At 56.5% G+C, this 21348-nt stretch carries 19 protein-coding genes and 1 other RNA gene; 10 read left to right on the forward strand and 10 right to left on the reverse strand.

What is annotated here, in order from left to right; translation table 11 throughout:
- Positions 1–92 precede the first annotated feature (92 nt).
- The 6 genes from rnpB to purD all read left to right on the forward strand — a co-directional run bounded on the left by rnpB (position 93) and on the right by purD (position 5955).
- Positions 93–455, forward strand: an RNA gene (rnpB, locus tag DBR44_RS10860) — RNase P RNA component class A.
- Positions 456–599: 144 nt separating this feature from the next.
- Positions 600–1619, forward strand: a complete 1020-nt coding sequence (gene dusB, locus DBR44_RS10865) for a tRNA dihydrouridine synthase DusB (RefSeq protein WP_124644081.1) — start codon at positions 600–602, stop codon at positions 1617–1619.
- Positions 1620–1712: 93 nt separating this feature from the next.
- A complete protein-coding gene (locus DBR44_RS10870) occupies positions 1713–1949 on the forward strand; it encodes a helix-turn-helix domain-containing protein (protein WP_045845804.1) in 237 nt (78 codons plus the stop codon).
- Between the two features lie 145 nt (positions 1950–2094).
- Positions 2095–3672, forward strand: a complete 1578-nt coding sequence (gene purH, locus DBR44_RS10875; RefSeq protein ID WP_124644082.1) for a bifunctional phosphoribosylaminoimidazolecarboxamide formyltransferase/IMP cyclohydrolase — start codon at positions 2095–2097, stop codon at positions 3670–3672.
- 75 nt (positions 3673–3747) lie between these two features.
- Positions 3748–4599, forward strand: a complete 852-nt coding sequence (locus DBR44_RS10880) for a hypothetical protein (protein WP_124644083.1) — start codon at positions 3748–3750, stop codon at positions 4597–4599.
- Positions 4600–4677: 78 nt separating this feature from the next.
- Complete coding sequence (gene purD, locus DBR44_RS10885) at positions 4678–5955, forward strand: phosphoribosylamine--glycine ligase (RefSeq protein ID WP_124644084.1); 1278 nt, start codon at positions 4678–4680, stop codon at positions 5953–5955.
- 326 nt (positions 5956–6281) lie between these two features.
- Here the strand turns inward: purD and DBR44_RS10890 are convergent, their stop codons facing one another.
- The 10 genes from DBR44_RS10890 to DBR44_RS10930 form a co-directional block, all read right to left on the reverse strand.
- Positions 6282–7520 carry a capsule biosynthesis protein gene (locus DBR44_RS10890; RefSeq protein WP_158613598.1) on the reverse strand — a complete coding sequence of 413 codons (1239 nt, stop codon included), beginning with the start codon at positions 7518–7520 and terminating at the stop codon, positions 6282–6284.
- Positions 7521–7844: 324 nt separating this feature from the next.
- Positions 7845–8585: a hypothetical protein gene (locus DBR44_RS19770; protein ID WP_233578488.1), complete on the reverse strand. Its 741-nt coding sequence runs from the start codon at positions 8583–8585 to the stop codon at positions 7845–7847.
- Complete coding sequence (locus tag DBR44_RS19775; RefSeq protein ID WP_233578490.1) at positions 8576–9811, reverse strand: hypothetical protein; 1236 nt, start codon at positions 9809–9811, stop codon at positions 8576–8578. Before DBR44_RS19775 ends, DBR44_RS19770 begins: the two co-directional genes overlap by 10 nt.
- Before the next feature lie 182 nt (positions 9812–9993).
- The gene (locus DBR44_RS10900) at positions 9994–10599 is read right to left on the reverse strand and encodes an acyltransferase (protein ID WP_124644086.1); all 606 of its coding nucleotides are present in this window, start codon (positions 10597–10599) and stop codon (positions 9994–9996) included.
- On the reverse strand, positions 10599–12821 hold the full coding sequence (locus tag DBR44_RS10905) for a galactosyltransferase-related protein (protein WP_124644087.1): 2223 nt from the start codon (positions 12819–12821) through the stop codon (positions 10599–10601). The genes DBR44_RS10900 and DBR44_RS10905 overlap by 1 nt, the downstream gene beginning before the upstream one ends.
- 30 nt (positions 12822–12851) lie before the next feature.
- On the reverse strand, positions 12852–14321 hold the full coding sequence (locus DBR44_RS10910; RefSeq protein ID WP_199731024.1) for a polysaccharide biosynthesis/export family protein: 1470 nt from the start codon (positions 14319–14321) through the stop codon (positions 12852–12854).
- Positions 14322–14503: 182 nt separating this feature from the next.
- Positions 14504–15619, reverse strand: a complete 1116-nt coding sequence (locus tag DBR44_RS10915; RefSeq protein ID WP_158613599.1) for a lipopolysaccharide biosynthesis protein — start codon at positions 15617–15619, stop codon at positions 14504–14506.
- Positions 15612–16274 carry an ABC transporter ATP-binding protein gene (locus DBR44_RS10920; RefSeq protein WP_124644152.1) on the reverse strand — a complete coding sequence of 221 codons (663 nt, stop codon included), beginning with the start codon at positions 16272–16274 and terminating at the stop codon, positions 15612–15614. Before DBR44_RS10920 ends, DBR44_RS10915 begins: the two co-directional genes overlap by 8 nt.
- On the reverse strand, positions 16271–17044 hold the full coding sequence (locus DBR44_RS10925) for an ABC transporter permease (protein WP_124644090.1): 774 nt from the start codon (positions 17042–17044) through the stop codon (positions 16271–16273). Before DBR44_RS10925 ends, DBR44_RS10920 begins: the two co-directional genes overlap by 4 nt.
- A complete protein-coding gene (locus DBR44_RS10930; RefSeq protein ID WP_124644091.1) occupies positions 17041–17988 on the reverse strand; it encodes an SIS domain-containing protein in 948 nt (315 codons plus the stop codon). The genes DBR44_RS10925 and DBR44_RS10930 overlap by 4 nt, the downstream gene beginning before the upstream one ends.
- A 213-nt stretch (positions 17989–18201) precedes the next feature.
- Between DBR44_RS10930 and DBR44_RS10935 the strand changes: the two genes are divergently transcribed.
- From DBR44_RS10935 to yedA, 4 genes are all read left to right on the forward strand, one after another.
- On the forward strand, positions 18202–18930 hold the full coding sequence (locus DBR44_RS10935) for an ABC transporter substrate-binding protein (RefSeq protein WP_124644092.1): 729 nt from the start codon (positions 18202–18204) through the stop codon (positions 18928–18930).
- A gap of 81 nt (positions 18931–19011) precedes the next feature.
- Positions 19012–19599 carry an L-threonylcarbamoyladenylate synthase gene (locus tag DBR44_RS10940; protein WP_233578492.1) on the forward strand — a complete coding sequence of 196 codons (588 nt, stop codon included), beginning with the start codon at positions 19012–19014 and terminating at the stop codon, positions 19597–19599.
- A 35-nt stretch (positions 19600–19634) separates the two neighbouring features.
- Complete coding sequence (gene tolQ / locus DBR44_RS10945; protein WP_370449648.1) at positions 19635–20294, forward strand: protein TolQ; 660 nt, start codon at positions 19635–19637, stop codon at positions 20292–20294.
- A 115-nt stretch (positions 20295–20409) separates the two neighbouring features.
- Positions 20410–21342 (forward strand): drug/metabolite exporter YedA, encoded by a 933-nt coding sequence (yedA, locus tag DBR44_RS10950; protein ID WP_124644094.1) that lies wholly within the window; start codon positions 20410–20412, stop codon positions 21340–21342.
- The last annotated feature ends 6 nt before the right edge of the window (positions 21343–21348 follow it).

The following is a 21348-nucleotide window of genomic DNA, read 5'->3' on the forward strand; positions in this document are numbered from 1 at the left end:
CCGCAGAAATGACCCGCTAGTATAAATGAATGCTATTTCGCTGCAGGAAAAAATGCCGCGTGTTTGATCTGCTTCGGGTAAACTGTCGGCTGGAAGTCAGACAGACAGTCGCCGCGCCGCTGCGCAAGCAGGGGCGGGGAGGAAAGTCCGGGCTCCATAGAGCATGATGCCGGCTAACGGCCGGGCGCCGTGAGGCGACGGAAAGTGGAACAGAGAGCTGAACCGCCGATGGCTGACTTGTCAGCACAGGTAAGGGTGAAAAGGTGCGGTAAGAGCGCACCGCGGACGTGGCGACACGGACGGCAGGCTAAACCCCATCAGGAGCAAGACCAAATAGGGGGGCGTTAACGTGGCTCGCGTTGTCCCCGGGTAGGTTGCTTGAGACTGTCGGTAACGGCAGTACTAGAGGAATGACTGTCCAACGACAGAACCCGGCTTATCGGCTGACTTCCAATCCCCACCCCTTCTGCAGTACCCGGCTGTACCATTATCTTCTCGCTATCGATCTTGCTCAAAAAATAAGCAAAAAGGTTTTTACTGCTTAAAAAAAAAGCATTACAATGGCCGCCCTTTTGCTTGTTTGACCGCAGAAAACCCTGATGCGCATTGGTCCTTATACCCTGAAAAACCGGCTGATCGTGGCACCCATGGCCGGTGTGACGGACAGGCCGTTTCGCATGCTGTGCAAGAAAATGGGCGCAGCCATGGCGGTGTCGGAGATGATCACCTCCAACAAATCGCTGTGGGCCACGGCCAAGACCTTGCGCCGGGCTGATCATGCCGGCGAGGTGGAGCCGATTTCGGTGCAGATCGCCGGCTCCGACCCCGCCCAGATGGCCGAGGCCGCGCGCATCAATGTCGAGCAGGGTGCGCAGATCATCGACATCAATATGGGATGCCCGGCCAAGAAAGTGTGCAATGTGGCAGCCGGTTCCGCCCTGCTGCGTGACGAGGCGCTGGTTGGACGCATTCTGGACGCAGTGGTCAGGGCGGTGGATGTACCGGTCACGCTGAAAACCCGCACCGGCTGGAGTCCCGAACACCGCAATGCCCTGCGCGTGGCCAAACTGGCAGAAGACTGCGGCATTGCCGCGCTGGCGCTGCATGGCCGTACCCGTGAAGACATGTATCGCGGCGATGCCGAGTACGACACCATCCGCGCGGTCAAGGCCAGCATCGGTATTCCGCTGATTGCCAACGGGGATATCGATACGCCGCACAAGGCGCAGCAGGTATTGCAGTACACCGGGGCCGACGCGGTGATGATAGGCCGGGCAGCGCAGGGCCGACCGTGGATTTTTCGCGAAATACAGCATTTCCTCGACACCGGCGCGCTGTTGCCGCCGCCGCAGGTCAGTGAAATCAGCCAGATCATGCTGGAACATCTGGATGATCTGTACGGGTTTTATGGCGAATACTCTGGCTGCCGGATCGCGCGCAAGCATATTGCCTGGTACACCAGGGGGCTGAGGGGCTCCAACGAGTTTCGCCAGGCGATGTATCAGCTGGAAGACACCACGACGCAACGACAGGCCGTGGCCGGCTACTTTGATCAGTTGGCCGCGCAATCGGAGCGGCTGGAATATGACTCCCTGCCGGAGGAGTCGCTGCCGGTCTAGCCGGCAGGGGAGTACGGTGCTAAAGGTGCCCGGGGCCGACATCGGGGCGAAGCAGCAGTGTTCACACGAAATGCTGAAGACAGAACAATAAACATGCAAAACAACGAACATATTTCCCAGTCGGTACGGCTGGCGATGGAACAATATTTCCGTGATCTGGACGGCGAGATACCTGCCTCCATCTACGACATGGTGCTGGCCTGCGTGGAAAAGCCACTGATAGAGGTGGTGCTGACACACACCCAGGGCAACCAGACTCGGGCTGCCGAGTTGCTGGGGCTCAATCGCAATACCCTGCGTAAAAAAATGAAGTCGTATGATTTGATATGAAGATAAACCGGCCATACCCCACACAGGATGGCCGGTTTTTTTGTGCCTGCCAGCAGCGCAAGGCATACCGAACCAGACCTGATGCGGGCATCAGGTCCAAGCTTGACCAGTTTTTTTCATTCATTAGCCAAGGTGGTAGAGAAACATGACCAAAATCGAACGCGCGCTGATCAGCGTCTCCGACAAGACCGGTGTTCTGGAATTCGCACGGGAACTGGCCAAACTGGGCGTGCACATCCTGTCTACCGGCGGCACCGCCAAACTGCTGGCCGATAACGGCGTGCCGGTGACCGAAGTATCCGACTACACCGGCTTCCCGGAAATGCTGGATGGCCGCGTCAAGACCCTGCACCCCAAGGTGCACGGCGGCATCCTGGGTCGTCGCGACCTGCCGGAACACGTGGCCAAGATGGCCGAATACGATATCGGCAATATCGATCTGGTGTGTGTAAACCTCTACCCGTTTGAAGCCACCATCGCCAATCCGGACTGTGTGCTGGAAGACGCCATCGAGAACATCGACATCGGCGGCCCGACCATGGTGCGCTCTGCCGCCAAAAACTGGGCCCATGTCGCCATCGTTACCGATGCCGCCGACTACGCCGCACTGACTGCCGAGCTGCAAGCCAATGACGGCAAGCTGGCCAAGACCACCCGCTTCGAACTGGCCAAGAAAGCCTTCACCCACACCGCCGCTTACGATGGTGCCATTTCCAACTACCTAACCAGCCTGGCCGATGGCGTGGTGAGCGGCAAGCCGGAACGCGTGGCTTTCCCGAACCGTCTGAACGCACAGTTCGTCAAGGTGCAGGACATGCGCTACGGTGAAAACCCGCACCAGTCGGCCGCCTTCTATCGCGATCTGGACCCGGCTGCCGGCACCATCTCCGGCTACCGCCAGCTGCAGGGCAAGGAGTTGTCCTACAACAACATCGCTGATGCCGATGCCGCCTGGGAAGCGGTCAAGACGTTCGATGCGACTGCCTGCGTCATCGTCAAGCACGCCAACCCCTGCGGCGTGGCCGTGGCTGGCGACACGCTGAGCGCCTATCGTCTGGCCTTTGCCACCGATACCACCAGCGCCTTTGGCGGCATCATCGCCTTCAACCGTCCGGTGGATGCCGAAACCGTGGAAGCGGTGACCGGCCAGTTCCTGGAAGTGTTGATTGCCCCGTCCTTCACCGAAGAAGCCAAGGCCATCATCGCCGCGAAGAAGAACGTGCGCGTGCTGGAAATCCCGCTGGAAACCGGTGCCAACCGCTTCGAACTGAAGCGTGTAGGCGGTGGTGTACTGGTACAGACCCCGGACATTCGCAATGTGGCGCTGGACGAACTGCGCGTGGTGACCAAGCGTCAACCGACCCCGCAAGAGCTGTCCGACCTGCTGTTCGCCTGGCGCGTGGCCAAGTTCGTCAAGTCCAACGCCATCGTGTTCTGCAATAACGGCCAGACCGTCGGCATCGGTGCCGGCCAGATGAGCCGCGTGGACTCCACCCGCATCGCCGCCCGCAAGGCGCAGGATGCCGGTTTGAGCCTGCAAGGTGCCGTGGCCTCCAGCGATGCCTTCTTCCCCTTCCGTGACGGTATCGACGTGATCGCGGAACAGGGCATCAAGGCCATCATCCAGCCGGGTGGCTCCATGCGTGACGAAGAAGTGTTCGCCGCTGCCGACGAGCATGGCATTGCCATGGTGCTGACCGGCGTACGTCATTTCCGCCACTAAGCAGCGCCAGCCTCCCCGTTGCACTTGCAGCGGGGAGCACCGTGCCAGGTCGCGCCAGTGCCTGGCGGAGAAACCGTGAACAAGACCAACAGGACCATGCTGCTGATTGTGCTGATACTCGGCCTGGCCGCCGGCGTGTACTGGCTGGAACAGCCTGCCACGCCACCCGCGGCAGTGCCGGCCGTGGCCCATGCGCCTGACCTGAAGCGTCTGGCCGAACAGGCCGTGGCGGTTTACCGCAGCCAGCAGGACATGCAGGCCGGGCCGAAACCGGGCCAATGGAAGCTGCAGGCGCAGGCCAGCAATAGTCCGGGGCCGTTTGTCGGTGCGTTCGGCCCCTTGCAACTGGCGCGTGATGGCCAGGGCCGCCAGTTGTTGCTGAGCACTTTTGTGGCAGATACGGCAGATTCGGCCGGCGAAGGCATGGACAGCTTTGCCGCCTCCGGCATCAGCCGCCTGTTGTGCTTTGTCTTGCAAGATGGCCAGTTTGTGCTGCAAACCGAAAAACAGCTGGAAATGGGGACCAACGGCATGGCCGCTGCGGCCCGGGTGGTGCAACTGGGCCCGCAGGAGTGGGGCTGGGTCATGCAGAGCGCTTACACCCAGCAAGGCTACAGCGCCAGTACGGTGGAATTTTTCCATGCCGTGGCCAGCGACATCCGCAGCATGGGCCGCCTGACTGAACAGGCTGACAATAATGGCGTGTGTGCCGATGCCGCTGGTGCCGGCTGCCCGGCAGTGACCGATCTGCAGGTACGCTGGCAGTGGCTGCAGCAAGCGGGCCAGCCGGTCGGCCGTTTTTACCCGCTGGATATCAGCTGGCAGGGCCGGATCGACGGCAAGCCGGTCAGTGGTCGACGCCAATTGCTGCCGGATGCAAACAGTGGAAACTACCCGTTTCCCCCCAGCTTGAATGTACAATTCTGACCGTAGTCCCACCATGGCTGCGGCACAATGCTGGCGACGGCAACATGCCTGTCGCCCAACGATGAAGGATCTCGCAAGATGAAAGTGTTGGTAATCGGCTCTGGTGGCCGCGAACACGCGCTGGCCTGGCGTATTGCCAAGTCCAGCCGCGTCTCCAAGGTGTTTGTGGCACCGGGCAATGCCGGCACCGCGCTCGACCCCAATCTCACCAATATTGCGCTGGCCAGTAATGAAGAACTGGTCGCCTTTGCCCGCAGCGAAGACATCCAGCTGACCGTGGTTGGCCCGGAAGCCCCGCTGGCTGCCGGCGTGGTGGATGCCTTCCGTGCTGCTGGCCTGAAAATCTTCGGCCCCACCCAGTACTGCGCCCAGCTGGAAAGCTCCAAGGACTTCGCCAAGGCCTTCATGCAGCGTCATGGCATTCCCACTGCGGGCTACCAGACCTTCAGCGATGCTGGCGAGGCGCATGCCTATGTCGATGCCAAGGGTGCGCCCATCGTGATCAAGGCCGACGGCCTGGCCGCTGGCAAGGGCGTGGTGGTGGCACTGACGCTGGAAGAAGCGCATGCCGCCATCGACGACATGCTGGTGGGTAACAAGATGGGCAGTGCCGGTGCACGCGTGGTGATCGAAGACTTTCTGCAGGGCGAAGAAGCCAGCTTCATCGTCATGGTGGATGGTGATCACGTGCTGCCGATGGCCACCAGCCAGGACCACAAGCGCCTGCTGGACGACGACCTCGGCCCCAATACCGGCGGCATGGGCGCGTATAGCCCGGCACCGGTGGTCACCCCGCAAGTGCACAACCGCGTGATGCGCGAAATCATCCTGCCGACGGTGCAAGGCATGAAAAAGGATGGCCACAGCTATACCGGCTTTCTCTATGCCGGCCTGATGATAGACAAGGACGGTAACCCGTTTACCATCGAATTCAACTGCCGCTTTGGCGACCCGGAAACCCAGCCCATCATGGCGCGCCTGAAGTCCGACTTCACCGTGCTGCTGGAGGCAGGCGTCAATGGCAAGCTCGATCAGGTCGAAGCCGAATGGGACCGCCGCGTGGCGCTGGGCGTGGTACTGGCTGCCGCCGGCTACCCCGAGGCCCCGCGCAAGGGCGACGTTATCAGCGGCCTGCCGGCTGAAACCGCCGACAGCATGGTGTTCCATGCCGGTACCACTTTTAACGACAGCAAGCAGGTGGTCAGCCATGGTGGCCGTGTGCTGTGTGCAGTCGGTCTGGGTGACAGCGTCAAGATGGCACAGGCCAAGGCCTATACCGTGGCCGATGCCATCCATTTCGATGGTTGCCAGCTGCGTCGTGACATTGGCAGCAAGGCGATCAACCGGCCCAAATAAGCGCTAGCTATCCGCGAGAAAACCGAACGGCATCCGCAAGGCTGCCGTTTTTTTGCGTGTTTTTTATGTGGGCCAGTCCTCTCTTGACAGGATATTCACCCGCCCGGCGCTATATTTTTCTCATCCGCGCAGCCTGTTTTCGGGAGAGAGAAATGTTCTGTCGGCACCATGTAAACACCACACCCCCGGAGTCCGACAGTTGGGGCCATGCCCTGCTGCGTTTCATTCGACACGAGCGCCGCTGCTGGCGGCGCGTTGGCTACTGGCTGGCCCGGTTCAGCAGTGAAACCCCGGCCATGCGCTGCGGTGCCTGGCATGCGCAGGTTTCAGGTCGGCCACAGCAACTGACAGGCCAGCACAGCCAGCATGGTCAGAATGAATCTGACGCGATGACGAGGTGATGCCGGAGCTGAGCCTGCCGGAGAAGCCATCCAGTGGCAGGCACCATAAAAAGAGCCATTCAATTGGGTATGGTGCAGCAATGACCGACGTAGCTGTCGGTAGCGTTGCGGGTCTGGTACCGGTGCCCGTTGCCAGAATTCAGCTAGCGGGCACTGCGCAGTTAGCCCCGGCATGTCATACAGCGCGCTACCCAGGGTGATGACGGGTTTACCGTGATATAGAGCGGACAGTCCGACTGTACTGTTGATGGTAATCACCCCTCGACTGGCCTTGAGCAACGAGGGTAGATGGGCATCATGCAGATAATGCACACGCTGGCAGACGCCCAGCTGTAGCGCGATCTGGCGTATCTGCTGCCGATACTGCCGATGCCCCCGGTCCATCGGGTGGTGCTTCAGCAGCAGGTGGTGATCATGCGCTGCATGGCGAGCAAACGAGGTGATGACCTCGCGAATGAATTCCTGCACATCGCCGTAGCTGCTGTGATGTCGCACCTGGCTGTCATTGAATACTTGCAGGGCGACCAGAAAGAATCGATTCTGCCGCAGACCCAGCATGTCGCGGCGCAGCCGGTATTCGGTAAGGAGGTAGAGCATTTTACGCAGGCCTGAGCGCATCCATCGCCATGCTTCCGGCACGGGCAGGAGTGGTTTGTGGTGCTCATAATGCGGATAGCGCCAATGCAGCAGCCAGCAGGCACCGTAATACGCCATCGCCGACATGGCCATGCGCGGATAAGACGCGTTAACCGGTTTGGCCGGATGATGTTCGCCCAGAGCTGGAGTCGTGAGCGCAGCGGAATACCCGGCCAGCGATGAGCGTGCATTGACGCCGTCTTTTTCCAGAGTGATGTAGTCTGGCCGCAGATACCCTTCCTCAAACACATAGAATGCCAGATGGCACTGTCTGGCGATGGCTGCGGCAGTCTGGTGGTATTGGCGACAGTCTCCGAAGCAGACGATGGCCTCAATGCCCCGTTCTGCCAGATAGGCGTGCAACCAGATGGCAAATTCTTCGGGTTTACCGCAGTAATGTTCCGCCTGCTGGTTGCCATAAAACAGCCAGTCACCACCATTGAACAACACGCGGTAAACCATGCACTTGTGTTGTTGCAGCCAGTAAGCAAACTGGTAAAAGAAAAAGCCCATTGGCCCTTGCAGCAACAGGATTCTCCTGTGTCTGAGCAGGGCCTGTAGTGCAGGAACATGCGTCGTCGCCACTGGCTGTGAAGAAGAAGTACCCCTTACCGTGGTGATAGGGTCGGGAGGTGGTGTCGGGCTGGGTGGGGATAAATCGTTGGGCGGCAAGCGCGGCTCCTGCACGGTTTCGAATACCTTGCCCCGAGGCATGCGTCTTGGTGCCTCAGGTAGCTTAAGTACAACCGAAAATGCAGAGCGAATCTGTTACCGGATACTGGTTGGAGAGCAGGAAAACTCCTGGATATGCGACGATATTCATCAAGCAGCTGCTGGATATGCCGGTCGTGGTCAGCGCATGACACTGCGCCATAGCATGCGCAGTTTGCCAAGCTGCTTGGAAAGCCAGTTGCCATGTAGGCGTGTCGCTGTTTTGTCAGTCTTTTGGTGGGCAAGCAGAGTGGCGGCCTGGCTGGGCGAGATGGCATCGCCGCTGACGGGATCGATATAACAGGGATAGAGCAACAGGCTAGCTGCAATCAGCTCGCTCAGTGCCAGGCGTCTGGCACGACGTTTCCAGGCCGGATGAGGCGTGCCACTCGCCAGCGGGACATTGGCGAATACATCCTGGGTCAGGCCCCAGCCAGCATAAAAGGGTAGACCATAGCAAACCACGCGCTTACCACGCAGCAATGCTTCAAAACCCGCGAGCGAGGTCATGGTGTGAACTTGGTCCACCTGCTGTAAACAGAGATGCATATCGCACTGCGTCGTGACCATGTCAGCCAGGCTGTCACTGTCTTTAGCTGTGATGCTGCCAATGCGATTGCCACTGACGACATCGGGATGTGGTTTGTAAACGATGAACGCTGTTGGGTATGTCAGCCGTACCGACTTGAGCAGAGCAAGATTGGTCTGTATCCATGGCGATCCGTTGCAAATCGAGGCATCGTCTTCCACTTGCCCCACCACCAGAATGACGACAGCGGGCCTGGGCAGGGGTAGCTGTAATGCATCCTGACCAACATTGTATTTGCCAAGCCCGGCACGGAGCAGTTGTGCCCGTAGTGCTTCTGCCTCTGCTAGATCCATGTCTGCAAACTGCTGCGTGGCCAGCAGCGTTTCCAGGCGAGATGGCTGGCGTGGGTCGAAATATATGCCCTCATCATCCAGTGCCAGCGATAACGGTGGAGTGAGGTTTGAACTAAACCCACCGAACGGATGAACCCATCTTCTATCCGCAGCAGCGGCCAGTTTCGCTCTTGCGCCAGATGCAGAATGTCAGCCTGGCCGCTGCCCCATACCGCGATCTTGCGCATTGGCTGCATGGGTAAATACTGTAGCGCTTTGGCCGATCGGACAAAACGCACTGTGCAGGAGGGCTGCCGTAGGAAAGGGGCGAGCACTGCCCGCTTCCACCAGCTCATGCCGATACAGACCAATTCCCCGCGTAGGCGATCATTGATTGCTTTTTGGCGCTGCAAATGATGGATGACATCAAATAGTGTGCCTAGGCCACCCGTGCTTGGATTCACATAGCGGCAATACTGCAGATAGGAGGCGGCAAATAATTGCTGCAGTGTTGCCGCTCCCCGCCGTTTGGCCAGATCGGCGGCCAAAGGATGGCGATCATCGCTCAGGCCCCAGCCGGCGTACCAAGGCTGGCCGAAGGTCACCACGGGTTTGTTGCAGAGCAAGGCCTCGAAGCCGAGCTGCGAACAGACGGTGTAAACCTGCGCTATATGCGGCAGTAGCGTGAGTGGATTGGCATCAACGCCAAGCAGCTGCACACGTTCTTCCATTCCGGCTAGCCGGGTGAGATAGCCCTGTTTCTTGCCACATAGTACATCTGGATGCGTTTTTATCCAGATCTGTTTCGTCGGGTTTTCTTGCACGGCGGTGCGCAACATTTGTCGGAAAGTGTCAGCATCTGCATTGCCGTAACGTACAGACCTATCCCCTACGGTCTGGTCGACTACCAGTACCGCGTCGTGCTGCCAGCCCACCGGTGGCAAGAAGTCAGGCGCATGGTTGTATTTGGACAAGCGGTAAGCTAGCAACAAGGCCATGCCGTGCTGCGCATTGTGCAATAGCACATGGGCTGCTGCCTGTCGTTCCGGCTCTGCGGTGTTCTGGCAGTCAGCTGCCAATTGTCTGACCAATATCTCCAGCCGTGACGGTTGGCTGGCGTCATAGTAAATCCCCAGATCATCTGCCACGATGGACCAAGGTGGATAACCTTGTGCACCTAGCCCCAGCGAACGGATGAAACCATCTTCCAGTGCCAGATAGCTCCCGCTACGGCGCTTGGCATGCAAACGTAGCTGTTTGGTAGCCGGTCTATGCCCCCAAGCTGCCCAGGTACGGTGGGGCTGCCCATCTTGTGTGCCAAGAGGGCACCAGTAACAGGGCTGTTGCAGCAGTATTTCCAGCCTGGGCAAGTTGAACAGCCGCCACGAGCGGATGGCGATACCGGCGCTGCATGGATATGTTTTCCGAGTCATCCCAGCAAGCGTCTGTCCCAGTTGATGCCTTGTCGAATCGGGCGTGCAGGAATGCCCGCTATAATCTGGCCACTGTCGGGAAAGGTGTCACATACCAGAGAATGAATCCCCACAACGCAATTACTTCCGATATGGCTGCCCTTGAGTATGGTGCAGTGTGCACCAATCCATACATGGCTTTCCACGCGGATATCCGCTGCTGGATTAATTCGCTTTCCGTCACTGGATTGAAAAATGGCATGTGAGTCGGTGGAACGTATTTCAATTCCCCAGGACAGCATGCAGTCTGCGCCAATAAAAATGCTACTTCCTTCCCCGCAGATTAAATTGGCACCACCCATGGTGCAACTTTGGCCAATATTTATTTGATTGCCATTGGCCAGTTTCATGATGAAGCAGCCTTTTAGTCGGCATGAGTTTCCAATGTGCAATACATTTTCATTGCTTTCAATTTGTATATTTAACCCGTTTAATTCACATTTGCTACCAATGAGAATTTTATTGTTATCTCCTTTTATCTTGATATTGAGATTTTGTTGATTGTCTAGCACCGTTGAACTGTTAATTTCATTGCCAAGCCCAAGCATTGAGATGTTTGCCATCAGAGTATTTTTCCAAGTAAATTCAGTAGCCGATAACGAGAATCTAAGAGGAATGATCTAGGATCTTCTCGCAATTTTTTTATTTTACGCGCACGAGTGGAAGGTAAGGGTTTAATCATTGATTTTTCTATTTCGTGCGTAATTTTTTTGGGTTGTATACTAATGCTGGGCTTTTCCGCTATGATAGGCTGCGGGTGTGGGGGAGCTAGCTTTGGCGTGCGGTATCGATCAAATAAAATTGAGCTTTGTGGAACGGTTTTTTCTTGTGGGTAATAATTTATTCCCGGTTGCCCAGGTATTCTTATTTGGTAAAAATCAATCGATGTTGTAATAGTCATACGGCCAGTGTCTTTCCACGGTATTTCACGGGTTTGAAAGTGACCAAATGAGTAATAGTCCATGATTAGATATTTCAAAAACCGTAAAATGGTTTCTTGGTGTGGCTGAAAATTTTTCAATCCATCTTCAATATCACTAACAGTTCTGACCTGATGGGTGAGTAGCGGAGATCCATAAAATGCATCACCGGCTAATAAAACAGGTTTTTCATAGAGCATGCCCAGTATCCCAACCCCCGAGTTGATGAGAAGCACTGCTGAACTAATGGCAAGCAAGTCCTTGATGTTGATGTTATTCGCAAATATTGCACCAGGCAGGTCGGGGGTTTCATCTTCCAGAGGATGTTTTTTGATAACAAAGACATATTCATCATTGAGCTGAGATATCGCATTTCTGATGAGTTCAATAAATCCTTCATATCCCCCTATTTTTTTACAGAAATGGAGAATGACCGTGTCACTTGGTCTTTGTAGTGGGATGAAGATGATTTTTTTATGTCGCGGCAGCATTAATTTTTTTCTTGTTGCCTCTATGCCGAGTAACGCAGCTTGCTTTTCCAGTGATTCATCCAGTGTTTTTTCTTCAATAATATAATTACGAATATAATCCTGTTCATTTTTTGTGATCGGTACGTTCCAAATATCTTCGTCGAATTTTTTGCTATCTGCATTGAAGCCGGTGTCATCAAAAAATACCGAATTGCGTAATGCACCTCGCTCGGCGATTATAAATTTAATATTGTTATTTTTTATGGTATTAAATAATTTTTGGCGGTGTTCGTTTGCATATGGATTATGAAATAGTATTCGAGTTATATCGTGTTTTTTAATATACGAAATCAATATTTCTGGGGTGAAATTATTTTCATCTTCGTAAAATATTTCGCCAAGGAGAGGTGCGGTTTTTTTGTTGTAGATAAAAGGATTTGTCAAGGAAAAACATAATGTCTTTCCCTTGTCTAGTGCGGCAAGAGGGGGTGGTTCTTCTCCCCGCGAGCTGAATTTTTTTACTTTTTCTTCAAATAGTTGCTTGTTTATAGCTTTTCGTTTCATGTAACCGGAATGGCCATCAATGGCATGCCAGGAATGAAATAAAACAATTCCTTTTTGAAAAGTAATATCGCCAAAAAGTCTATAAATGCTTTTCCACCCCTGGTAGCGGTTTATGTGACGGAATGACTGATTATCGGTGAGAAAATTTTCCGGGAGAGGGAAGTAGCGTGATGCCCGAATGCAACGCGTATTGAACTCAATATCCTCATAGCCCCACTCAATGAAATCTTCATCGTAGCCACCTCGTGATAGATAGTAATTCCGGTTGAATACGGTGACGGATGTTCCGGTGGAAAATTTTTCTATGTAATGAGTATTTTCGTTAAGAAGATGTTGGATAAACAGATTTTTACGCAGATGACTGGGAGTGGTGTAATAAAGTTCGGTGGCAGATTGTGTAAGGTAAATAACACCGAACATTAAGAAAAGGGAAGCATTGTTGGTTAAATTTTGTATTTGTATCTCATTGAGAACATCGCTATAAAATCCATCGTAGGGCATTAGGTCAACATCTTGAAACATAATGAATTCAGATGGAACGGCGCACACCCCAATATTGCGAGCTCTGCTCATGCAGACTGGTTCAAGTTCGCTTTCAATATGCAGATAATTATATCCGTGGTTTTGGCATATTTTTTCCAGCTCTCTGCTGATGTGACGAGGTGAGCCATCGTCTGCGATGGTGAAATGAACAGAGTGAGGACGCTGTGTATCCATCAGCGGATAGTTTAAACGATCAAGTAGATCGGGGCGTTTGTCAGTCCAACGGAATGGGATAATCACCTCAAGCAGGGTAGGGGAGTGATTTGTTTTGAGTTGAAATGGTTTCATGTTTATTTCCAATAATAGAAATATATAGTTTTAAAATGAGAATATTACTTTGGCAGAGACGGCAATTTGATACAAAATTTGAGTTATGCTGCGTGTGATTTCAATATTTTTTGCTTCTATTTTTGGTAATACCATTATTTCATCGCCTGCCTGGATGGAGGGATTACGGTCGGTAATGACGGCTCCGTTTTGCCGAATAATGACAATGCGAGAATCGTCCGGCTCTTGCATGAAGCCACCTGCACGTTTGATATAGTCTGTTGCGCTCAGACCGCGTTGCCAGCCAAGTGCATTGGGAAATAGCACCTCGCCGTGTACCTGCACCACGCTGCTTTTTTCCGGGATGCGAATAATGTCGCCGTCTTCCAGCAGAGTGCTGCTCAGATTTTCTTCATTCAGAATCACCTGCCCTTTAGGGGTGACTTTGCGCGCTTGTTCGACGAATTTGCTAATCAGTTCGGCTTCTTTGCTGCGCAAGTCAGCCTCTTCCTTGGTCGCTGAGCGGGCGGAAAGTGCGCTTTCCTGCAGCTTGTTGAGCGCGACATCCAGCATTTCCTGCTGTCGCTGGGCGACGGATTGGCGAAACAGTTGCAGAGCATTAGTTTGTGACATGCTGTTGCCGCGCAGTTGGGCAAGGATGTCGGCCATGCTGGCCCCATAGGGCAGTACGATGGCATGTTCGCCGGAGTGGGCTCCTTCCACGCGGATCTGGATGGTGCCGGCATAGCGGTCGGCGGTGACGGTTAGCTGGTCGCCGTCTTCCAGCTGCAGCCCCTCGATGGCAGCCAGTGCGTGGTATTCGCTGCGGCGCGCGCTGCCCTGGCCACGCACAATGCTGACGTGGGTGGCGCCAGGTTTTGGCCTGGCCATGGCCAGGGCCTGCTGCAGCGTGATGCTGGGGTGGGGAAATTCGAAGTCATAGGCGTTGTACACCTCGCCGCGCATGGAGAAGGTATGCTGGCGCGGCCCGACGACGATCACGTCGCCATCGGCAAACTGGGTGACATCCAGCTGTCCGTTCAGTAGGAAACGGTAGAGATCGATCTGCAGTCGCAATTGCCCGGCGCGCAAGATGCGAATATCCACATAACTGCCTCTGGCATTGTCCACGCCGCCAGCCTTGTCCAGATAGCTGAGCGGGCTGTCGGCCGCCAGGCCGCCATAGAGGCCTGGCTGTTTGACGTAGCCGGTGACGAAGACCTTGACCGGCTGGGCCGTCTCCAGGCTGGCGTACATGCGGACATTGGATTTGTATACCTTGCCGAGCTGTTGGCTGATGTGTGGGTTCAGTTCGGCATTACGCACGCCAGCCACTGCAACCGGGCCGACATTGGGAATGAAAATATTGCCTTGCGGATCGACTGGCAATTGGCCTTCGTAGGGAAATGCCCCCCACAGGCGCAGATTGATACGGTCACCCAGGCTGATCCGGTAGTCTGGATTGAAGCCGCTGCTTGGTATCTGGCTAAAATGACCATCGAATAATTGCGCTCCAAACATGTTGGAAGTTGCTTTCCCCGGATAAGCCGCGGCTGCTTGAGTAGTGGCAGCGTTTTCAATACTGGTCGCGGCCAAGGCGGCTGTTCCAGAAGCCAGCCATGCCAGACCGAGCAGTAGCGCGAGGCTGGTGGGCAGCGCAGTAGTCCGTGCGTGTTGGGATGAGGTGCGCATGAGTGTGTTGCCTAGGTGTAATGGTCTTCAATGATGGCGCTGGCCAGTTTTAGTGTGCCGCACAGCAGCAGCAGTACCAGTGCGGCGCTGATCAGCCACCATGCGCGCTGCGGGTATTCGGCCTCTTCTGCGAGGCTGGGTGTGGCAATAACAGCTAGGCTTTTGATGTTGCGGCCACTATCGACCCGGGCTTTTTCCAGACTGTTCAGTGCTAGCTTGTAGAGATCGGCGGCAAAGTCGAGCCGTCCTTTGAGTTCGGCATATTCGGCAGCGGTGCGGTTGAGGCGATTGCCGGAGGGGGCGCTGAGCTTGGACTTTTCCTTTTCGATTTGCTGTTTCAATGCGCCCAGGGCATGTCGTGCGGCTTCGATCTGGGGAGCATCTGCCTGCAGATAGCGCTGCAGATTGTCCAGTTCTGCTTCTTGTTGTGCCTGGCGGGTTTCCATTTCTGCGATCATGCGGCTGGCCGCCTGGCCTTCCTCTACCGGGTTGATGACCCGATGCTGGTTCTGAAAGCGCAGCAGTCGTTCGCGTGCCTGGCTTAGTGCCAAATAGGCATGGTCAGTTTCCTGGTGGGCGAACTGCATTTCTTCCCGCGCAATCTTGCGGGACAGTTCGTTGAGAAAGCGTCCACTTTCGTTGAGTAGGATTTGGTTCAGGCGCTGCGCGGCAGCAGGAGTGAAGCCTTCGCTGCGCACGACCAGCATGCCGGTCTTGTCGTCGAAGCGCAGGCTGAGCCGATGGCGGTAGTAGTCCAGCAGTTGTTCCCTACTGGCATCGGCGGGCAGTTGGTAGAACCAGTCCATCCCGGCATCGCCAAAGGCATGGTGCAGGTTGAACTGGCGGTGGACCAGATACAGCATGTCCGGCGATAGCAGATATTCTTGCAGCAGCATGGCATCGTCGCGCAGGGCGCTATTGCCGTAGCCGCTGCCGATGAGGCTGCCCAGCGTCAGTTCTGCATTGCCGGTCTGGCCTGCTTGTTTGACCACGATGCGAGATTCGCTGACATAGCGTGGCTGTGCCAGCAGCAGATACGCACCGAGCAATGTCAGCGGCAGGACGACGAGCCAAAGCGTCAGGGATTTGCCGCGCAAGCGCAGCAGCAGCGCCGGAGTGTCAGACATGGTTCTCTGCCCGGTATTGTGCGATGCCGAGGTCAACATCATCGAAGTAGCGCAGGCCCTGGCTATCTAGCAGCAGGGCGACATCACAGAACTGGCGTAGTTGCTGCAGATTGTGTGAGACAAAAATGAATTGGCTGTGCTGCCGGCGCTGTTGGATCAGTGCGGCGCTTTTTTGTCGGAAGACGGCGTCGCCCACCGCGGTAATTTCATCCAGCAGGTAGTAGTCGAAATCGAAAGCCATGGACAGTCCGAAGCCCAGACGTGAGCGCATGCCTGAGGAATAGCTTTTGAGTGGCATGTCGAAGTAGCGCCCCAATTCGGCAAACTCTTCGACAAAGCCTACCTTGGCTGCCAATTCATGCGGCTTGGCATACAGCCGCGCCACGAACTTGACGTTTTCCCGGCCGCTCATGCTGCCTTGGAAACCAGTGGATAAACCGACTGGCCAGGAAATGGTTTTGTCGCTGTGAATGCGACCACGATCTGGGCGATCCATGCCGCCGATCAGTCGCAGCAGCGTGGATTTACCCGCACCGTTGCGCCCGAGCAGGGCGATGCTTTTACCGGAGGGAATTTCCAGGTTGACCTGTCGGAACAGATAATGCCGTCCGGCAGGTGTCTTGTACGATTTGCAAAGGTTCTCGAAACGGATCATGAGCGCCGCAGGGCATTGGCCCGGCCTTTGTATAACAGCAGGCTGAAAAACAGCAGACCCAGAGTCCATAGCAGCAGATAGCTGCCATGGACATGGTCTGCCGGATAGGATGCCACTAGAGCGTGGCGGATCAGCTCGAGCGCGTGTGCCAGCGGATTCCACAGCAAATAGGTCTGGTATCGTGCAGGAACCAGTGCCAGGGGGAACATCACCCCGCTGAGGAAATACAGTGGCTTGAGCAGTAGCGGAATGAGCTTTTCGCTTTCTGGGTAAGCATGGCCGAGCAGCATGAACAGCAGGCCCAGGCTGAAACTGAAGAGCAATAACAACATCCAGTAGCCGCACAGTGCCGGGAGCTGATCCAGTGCAATGGTCTGTCCGGCTAGTGCCAGACCCAGCAATAGCAGTAGGAAGACTGCCGTGCCGATGACACCCTCCAGCAGGGTGCGTGCCAATATCAGATCGATGGCTTGCACCGGGCGGTAGCTGAGCAGGCCCTGATTGGCATCAAGTGCGTTGAGGGAGCGGGAGACAATCTGGTTGAACATCAGAAATGGCAGCACTCCGCACAGCAAAAAAAGCGGAAACGGAATGGACGGAATACTGCGGTGCATGATGTAGCCAAACAGCAGCAGCAAGATGCTGATATGGGCCAGTGGCTCCAGCAGGCACCACAGATAGCCCAGCCGGTATTTGCCGAAGCGGGTTTTTATTTCGCGCAGAAACAAAGCCAGTACGGTACGGCGGATCAGATCCAGTTGCGGTTTCATGCGCACAGGTCAAGCAGCCTGATCACCCCGGTCGCCATGTGCTGAGGGTTGATTGCCACCAGCGCGGTGACCTGATGGCGCGCCATCTTTTCCTGTGCTGCGCTTAATGGTGCATCCTGCGGGATGGTGAGTGGAGCGGGCGTCATTAACTGATGTGCCTGCAGCTGGCCGAGTACCTCATGCTGTTCCATGGCACGGCGCAGATCGCCATCGGTAATGATGCCCAGCGTCTCTTGTGTTTCGCCCACGACTAGGGTCAATCCCAACTGGCCGTGAGTCATGACGTTGACGATGGTCCGGAAAGGGGCCGACAGTGAGCAGCAGGGAGGGTGCCGATGCATCACGTCGCCGACCCGGGTCAACAGTTTTTTCCCCAGCGATCCTCCGGGATGCCTTCGGGCAAAGTCTTCTGGCTGAAAGGCCCGCTTTGTCATCAGCGCCATGGCGAGGGCATCTCCCATCACCAGCATCATGGTGGTCGAGGTGGTGGGGGCCAGATTATTCGGGCAGCACTCGCGGGGAACATCGACATGCAGCGTCAGATCGGCGACGGAAGCCAGTGTCGACATAGCGACTGCCGTGATGGCGATGACCGGTACGCCTAGTTGTTGCAAGTGTGGGAGCAGCCGCCGGATTTCGTCGGTTTCACCACTGTAGGACAGCAATAGCACACTGTCCTGTGCGGTAATCATGCCCAGATCGCCATGAAAGGCTTCTGCAGGGTGAACGAAAAAGCTGGGACTGCCGGTAGAGGCCAGGGTGGCGGCAATCTTGCGGCCGATGATGCCCGATTTCCCCATGCCACAGACCACCAGCTTACCTTGTGTGGCCGCAATCAATTGGACAGCTTGCTCGAAATCCACAGACAGACTCTCGGCCTGTTTGAGCAGGGCGTGTCCCTGCTGCAAGAATACATTCGCACCGATTTGCACGCTGTCGGGCATGAGCGACATTTCCCTGATGATTTGAAGCGTTCACCTTAGGGCTAGCCTGGCTATTGATCTATCAGACTGGTCGTGCCATTTGGGCGGATCAGTCTGCTGTCATTCACTTCTATTTCTTGTCAGCGCAAGTACCCGATAGCGCAAGTGCTCATCCTTGACTAAGGTGAACAGAGGGAGCAGGTATGGTTCCCGCGTTGAATCGGGAGGGGCAATATGCGCATCCAACTTCATCTGGCCAGCCTGCTGTTGCTGTGCAGCCAGCTGGTCCAGGCAGCCCCTCCGCTGCGGGTGCTGACCGAGGATTACCCGCCTTTCAACATGATGGGGCCGGGTGGCCACATCAGCGGTTTGTCCACCGACATCGTACAGGAGCTGTTGCGGCGCGCTGGTGTCGCTTACGACATTAGCTTGCTGCCCTGGATCCGCGCTTTCAATCTGACGGTGCTGGAGGCCAATACCTGCCTTTACTCCACGACCCGGACCGACAGCCGCGAGCATCAGTTCAAGTGGATAGGTCCGCTGGTGGAAAACCCCTGGGTGCTGTATGCCCGGGCTGACAACCGCCACGCCATCCTGTCGCTGGAAGAGGCGCGCAGTTTCAAGATTGGCGGTTATAGCGGCGATGCCACCTCGCAATACCTGATCGACCGTGGCTTTGATGTCGATCTGGCCAATACCGACCAGCTCAATGTCAAAAAGCTGCTGGCCGGGCGCATCGATTTCTGGGCCACCGGCAAATACCTGGGGGCTTCCTTGCTGGCCAGGGAGAAAGCCGGCAATGTGCGGCCGGTGCTCACCTTCAATACCACCTTGCTGTATCTGGCCTGCAATCCAGCCATGCCGGACATTCAGGTGCAGCAGCTGAATGAGTTGCTGCGTGCCATGCAGCGTGACGGTACGTTTGCGCGCATCAATGCCAAATATCTTAACCAGAAAGACTGAAACCGCTGCAGATCGCGGTTTCATCCCGGGCGAAGCTGCCGCTACAATGGCAGCTTCTGTTTTTTTGTGGTTTGTTAGCCGATGTCCCATCTGCCATTGCTGTCGTCCCGTCGCCGCTTGCCCAAGGCCGGCCTGATGCAGCAGGCACGCGCGCGCTTGCGAGCGGGCGGCGTGATTGCCTATTCCACCGAATCCTGTTTTGGCCTGGGCTGTCTGCCCGAGGATGCACGTGCCATCCGGCGCGTACTGGCGGTGAAAGCCAGACCAAACCACAAGGGCCTGATTGTCATCGCTGCCGATGTCAGCCAGATCCGCCATCTGGTGAAGCCGCTGACGGCGGCACAATGGGCGGAACTTGCCGGCTACTGGCCCGGTCCTTATACCTTTTTGTTGCCAGCCTCGCATAAAGTGCCGCCGGCCTTGCGGGGGCGTCATGCGCAGCTTGCCGTGCGCATTACCGCCCATGGCGAAGCGGCTGCCCTGTGCCGGGCGCTGGGGACGGCGCTGGTGTCGACCTCGGCCAACCGTGCCGGCCAGCGTTCGCTCAAGACGGCGCGTGCTTGCCGGCAGGCCTTTGGCGAGCGGGTACTGACCCTGCCTGGCCGTATCGGCAAGCGCAGAAAGCCTTCTACCATCATCGATTTCGCCAGCGGCCGCGTTTTGCGCTAGGCCGCGCTTTTTGACAAGGAAACATCGTGCAGCAGATTTCCATTTTCAGTCTGGTGATGAATGCCAGTCTGGTGGTGCAGCTGGTCATGGCCGGTCTGGCCGTGGTGTCCGTGCTGTCCTGGGCACTCATCTTCAACAAGATTTCCGTGTTGCGCTCGGCGCGACGCCACAGTGACGAGTTTGAACGCAATTTCTGGAGCGGGGCCGATCTGAACCGGCTGTACGAGGATGCCAACCGGCGCAACGACAGCGTGGGCATGGAGCGCATCTTCCAGTCGGGCTTCGCCGAATTCCTCAAGCTGCGCGGTCGCAGCGGCGCCGAGCTGTCGGACATCATGGACGGCTCACGCCGTGCCATGCGCGCCGCCGCCCAGCGCGAGCTGGATGCGCTGGATAGCCATACTTCCTTTCTGGCGACGGTGGGTTCGGTCAGCCCCTATGTCGGCCTGTTCGGTACGGTGTGGGGCATCATGCATGCCTTTATCGGGCTGGGTAATGCCGGCCAGGCTACCTTGTCCACGGTGGCACCGGGTATTGCCGAGGCGCTGGTGGCCACGGCCATCGGCCTGTTTGCTGCCATCCCGGCGGTGGTGGCTTATAACCGCTTTGCCACCGATGTCGACCGGCTGGCTACCCGCTTCGATACCTATATGGAAGAGTTTTCCAACATCCTGCAGCGGCTGGCCACGCGCTAGGCGGCAGGGTAGCAGGCCGGGATTGTTCTGCCTGCAGAACAGATCTTTTCCCGCCAAGGCTTGAGTTTTCTGCATGCGGAAGGCATGGTAAGCGGCCAGTATCCCCGAGTCCGCCATGTCTTCCCGCCACGCTTCGCTGTCCATGCTGACCCTGTCAGCCTTCTTTGCCCTGTATGTGATCTGGGGCTCTACCTATTTCTTCATCCGCATCGGCATTGAATCCTGGCCACCCTTCATGATGGCCGGCCTGCGTTTTCTGTTTGCCGGTAGCGTGATGCTGGCCTTTCTGCTGCTGCGTGGTCATCGTTTGCCCAGCCGGCAGGAGTTGCGCGGGGCGGCGATTCTGGGGGTGTTGATGCCGGCTATCGGCAATGGCTTCGTCACCCTGGCAGAAAAGCAGGTGTCCTCCGGGGTGGCTGCGTTGGTGGTGGCGACCGTGCCCTTGTTTACCGTGCTGTTTGGCCGCTTCTGTTTTGGCCTGCGTGCCACACGGCGCGAGTGGGCGGGTATCGCACTGGGCATGCTGGGCATGTTGGTGCTGAATCTGGGGTCCAATTTGCGTGCCAGCCCGCTGGGGGCTTTCTGGCTGCTGTTCGCTTCGGCCGGCTGGGCGCTGGGGTCGGCCTGGAGCCGGATCATCGTGCAGCCCAAGGGGCCGATGGGCAGTGCCTGGATGATGATCTTTGGTGGCCTGGCCCTGCTGCTGGGCAGTGCTGCGGTGGGCGAGCGCCTGGCTGCGGCACCATCATGGCAAGGCTGGGTGGCCATTGCCTATCTGTCGATCTTCGGCTCCATGCTGGCCTACAGCGCCTATCTGCATCTGCTGAAAACCGTCTCCCTGGCGGCAGCCACCAGCTATGCCTACGTCAACCCCATCATTGCGGTGATGCTGGGGGTGTTGCTGCTGGGCGAACATGTCGGCCAGCAGGAAGTCATCGCCATGGCCATCATCCTGTCCGGCGTCATTCTGATCAGCTGGCGCAAGCGCTGGTCACTTGTTGCGGCCCGTGGCGGCCGCTTCAGTCCACTCGCAAAGGGCCGTGCGTAAGCAGCG

It is taken from the genome of Aquitalea sp. FJL05 (assembly GCF_003852595.1).
GTDB classification, from domain to species: domain Bacteria; phylum Pseudomonadota; class Gammaproteobacteria; order Burkholderiales; family Chromobacteriaceae; genus Aquitalea; species Aquitalea aquatilis.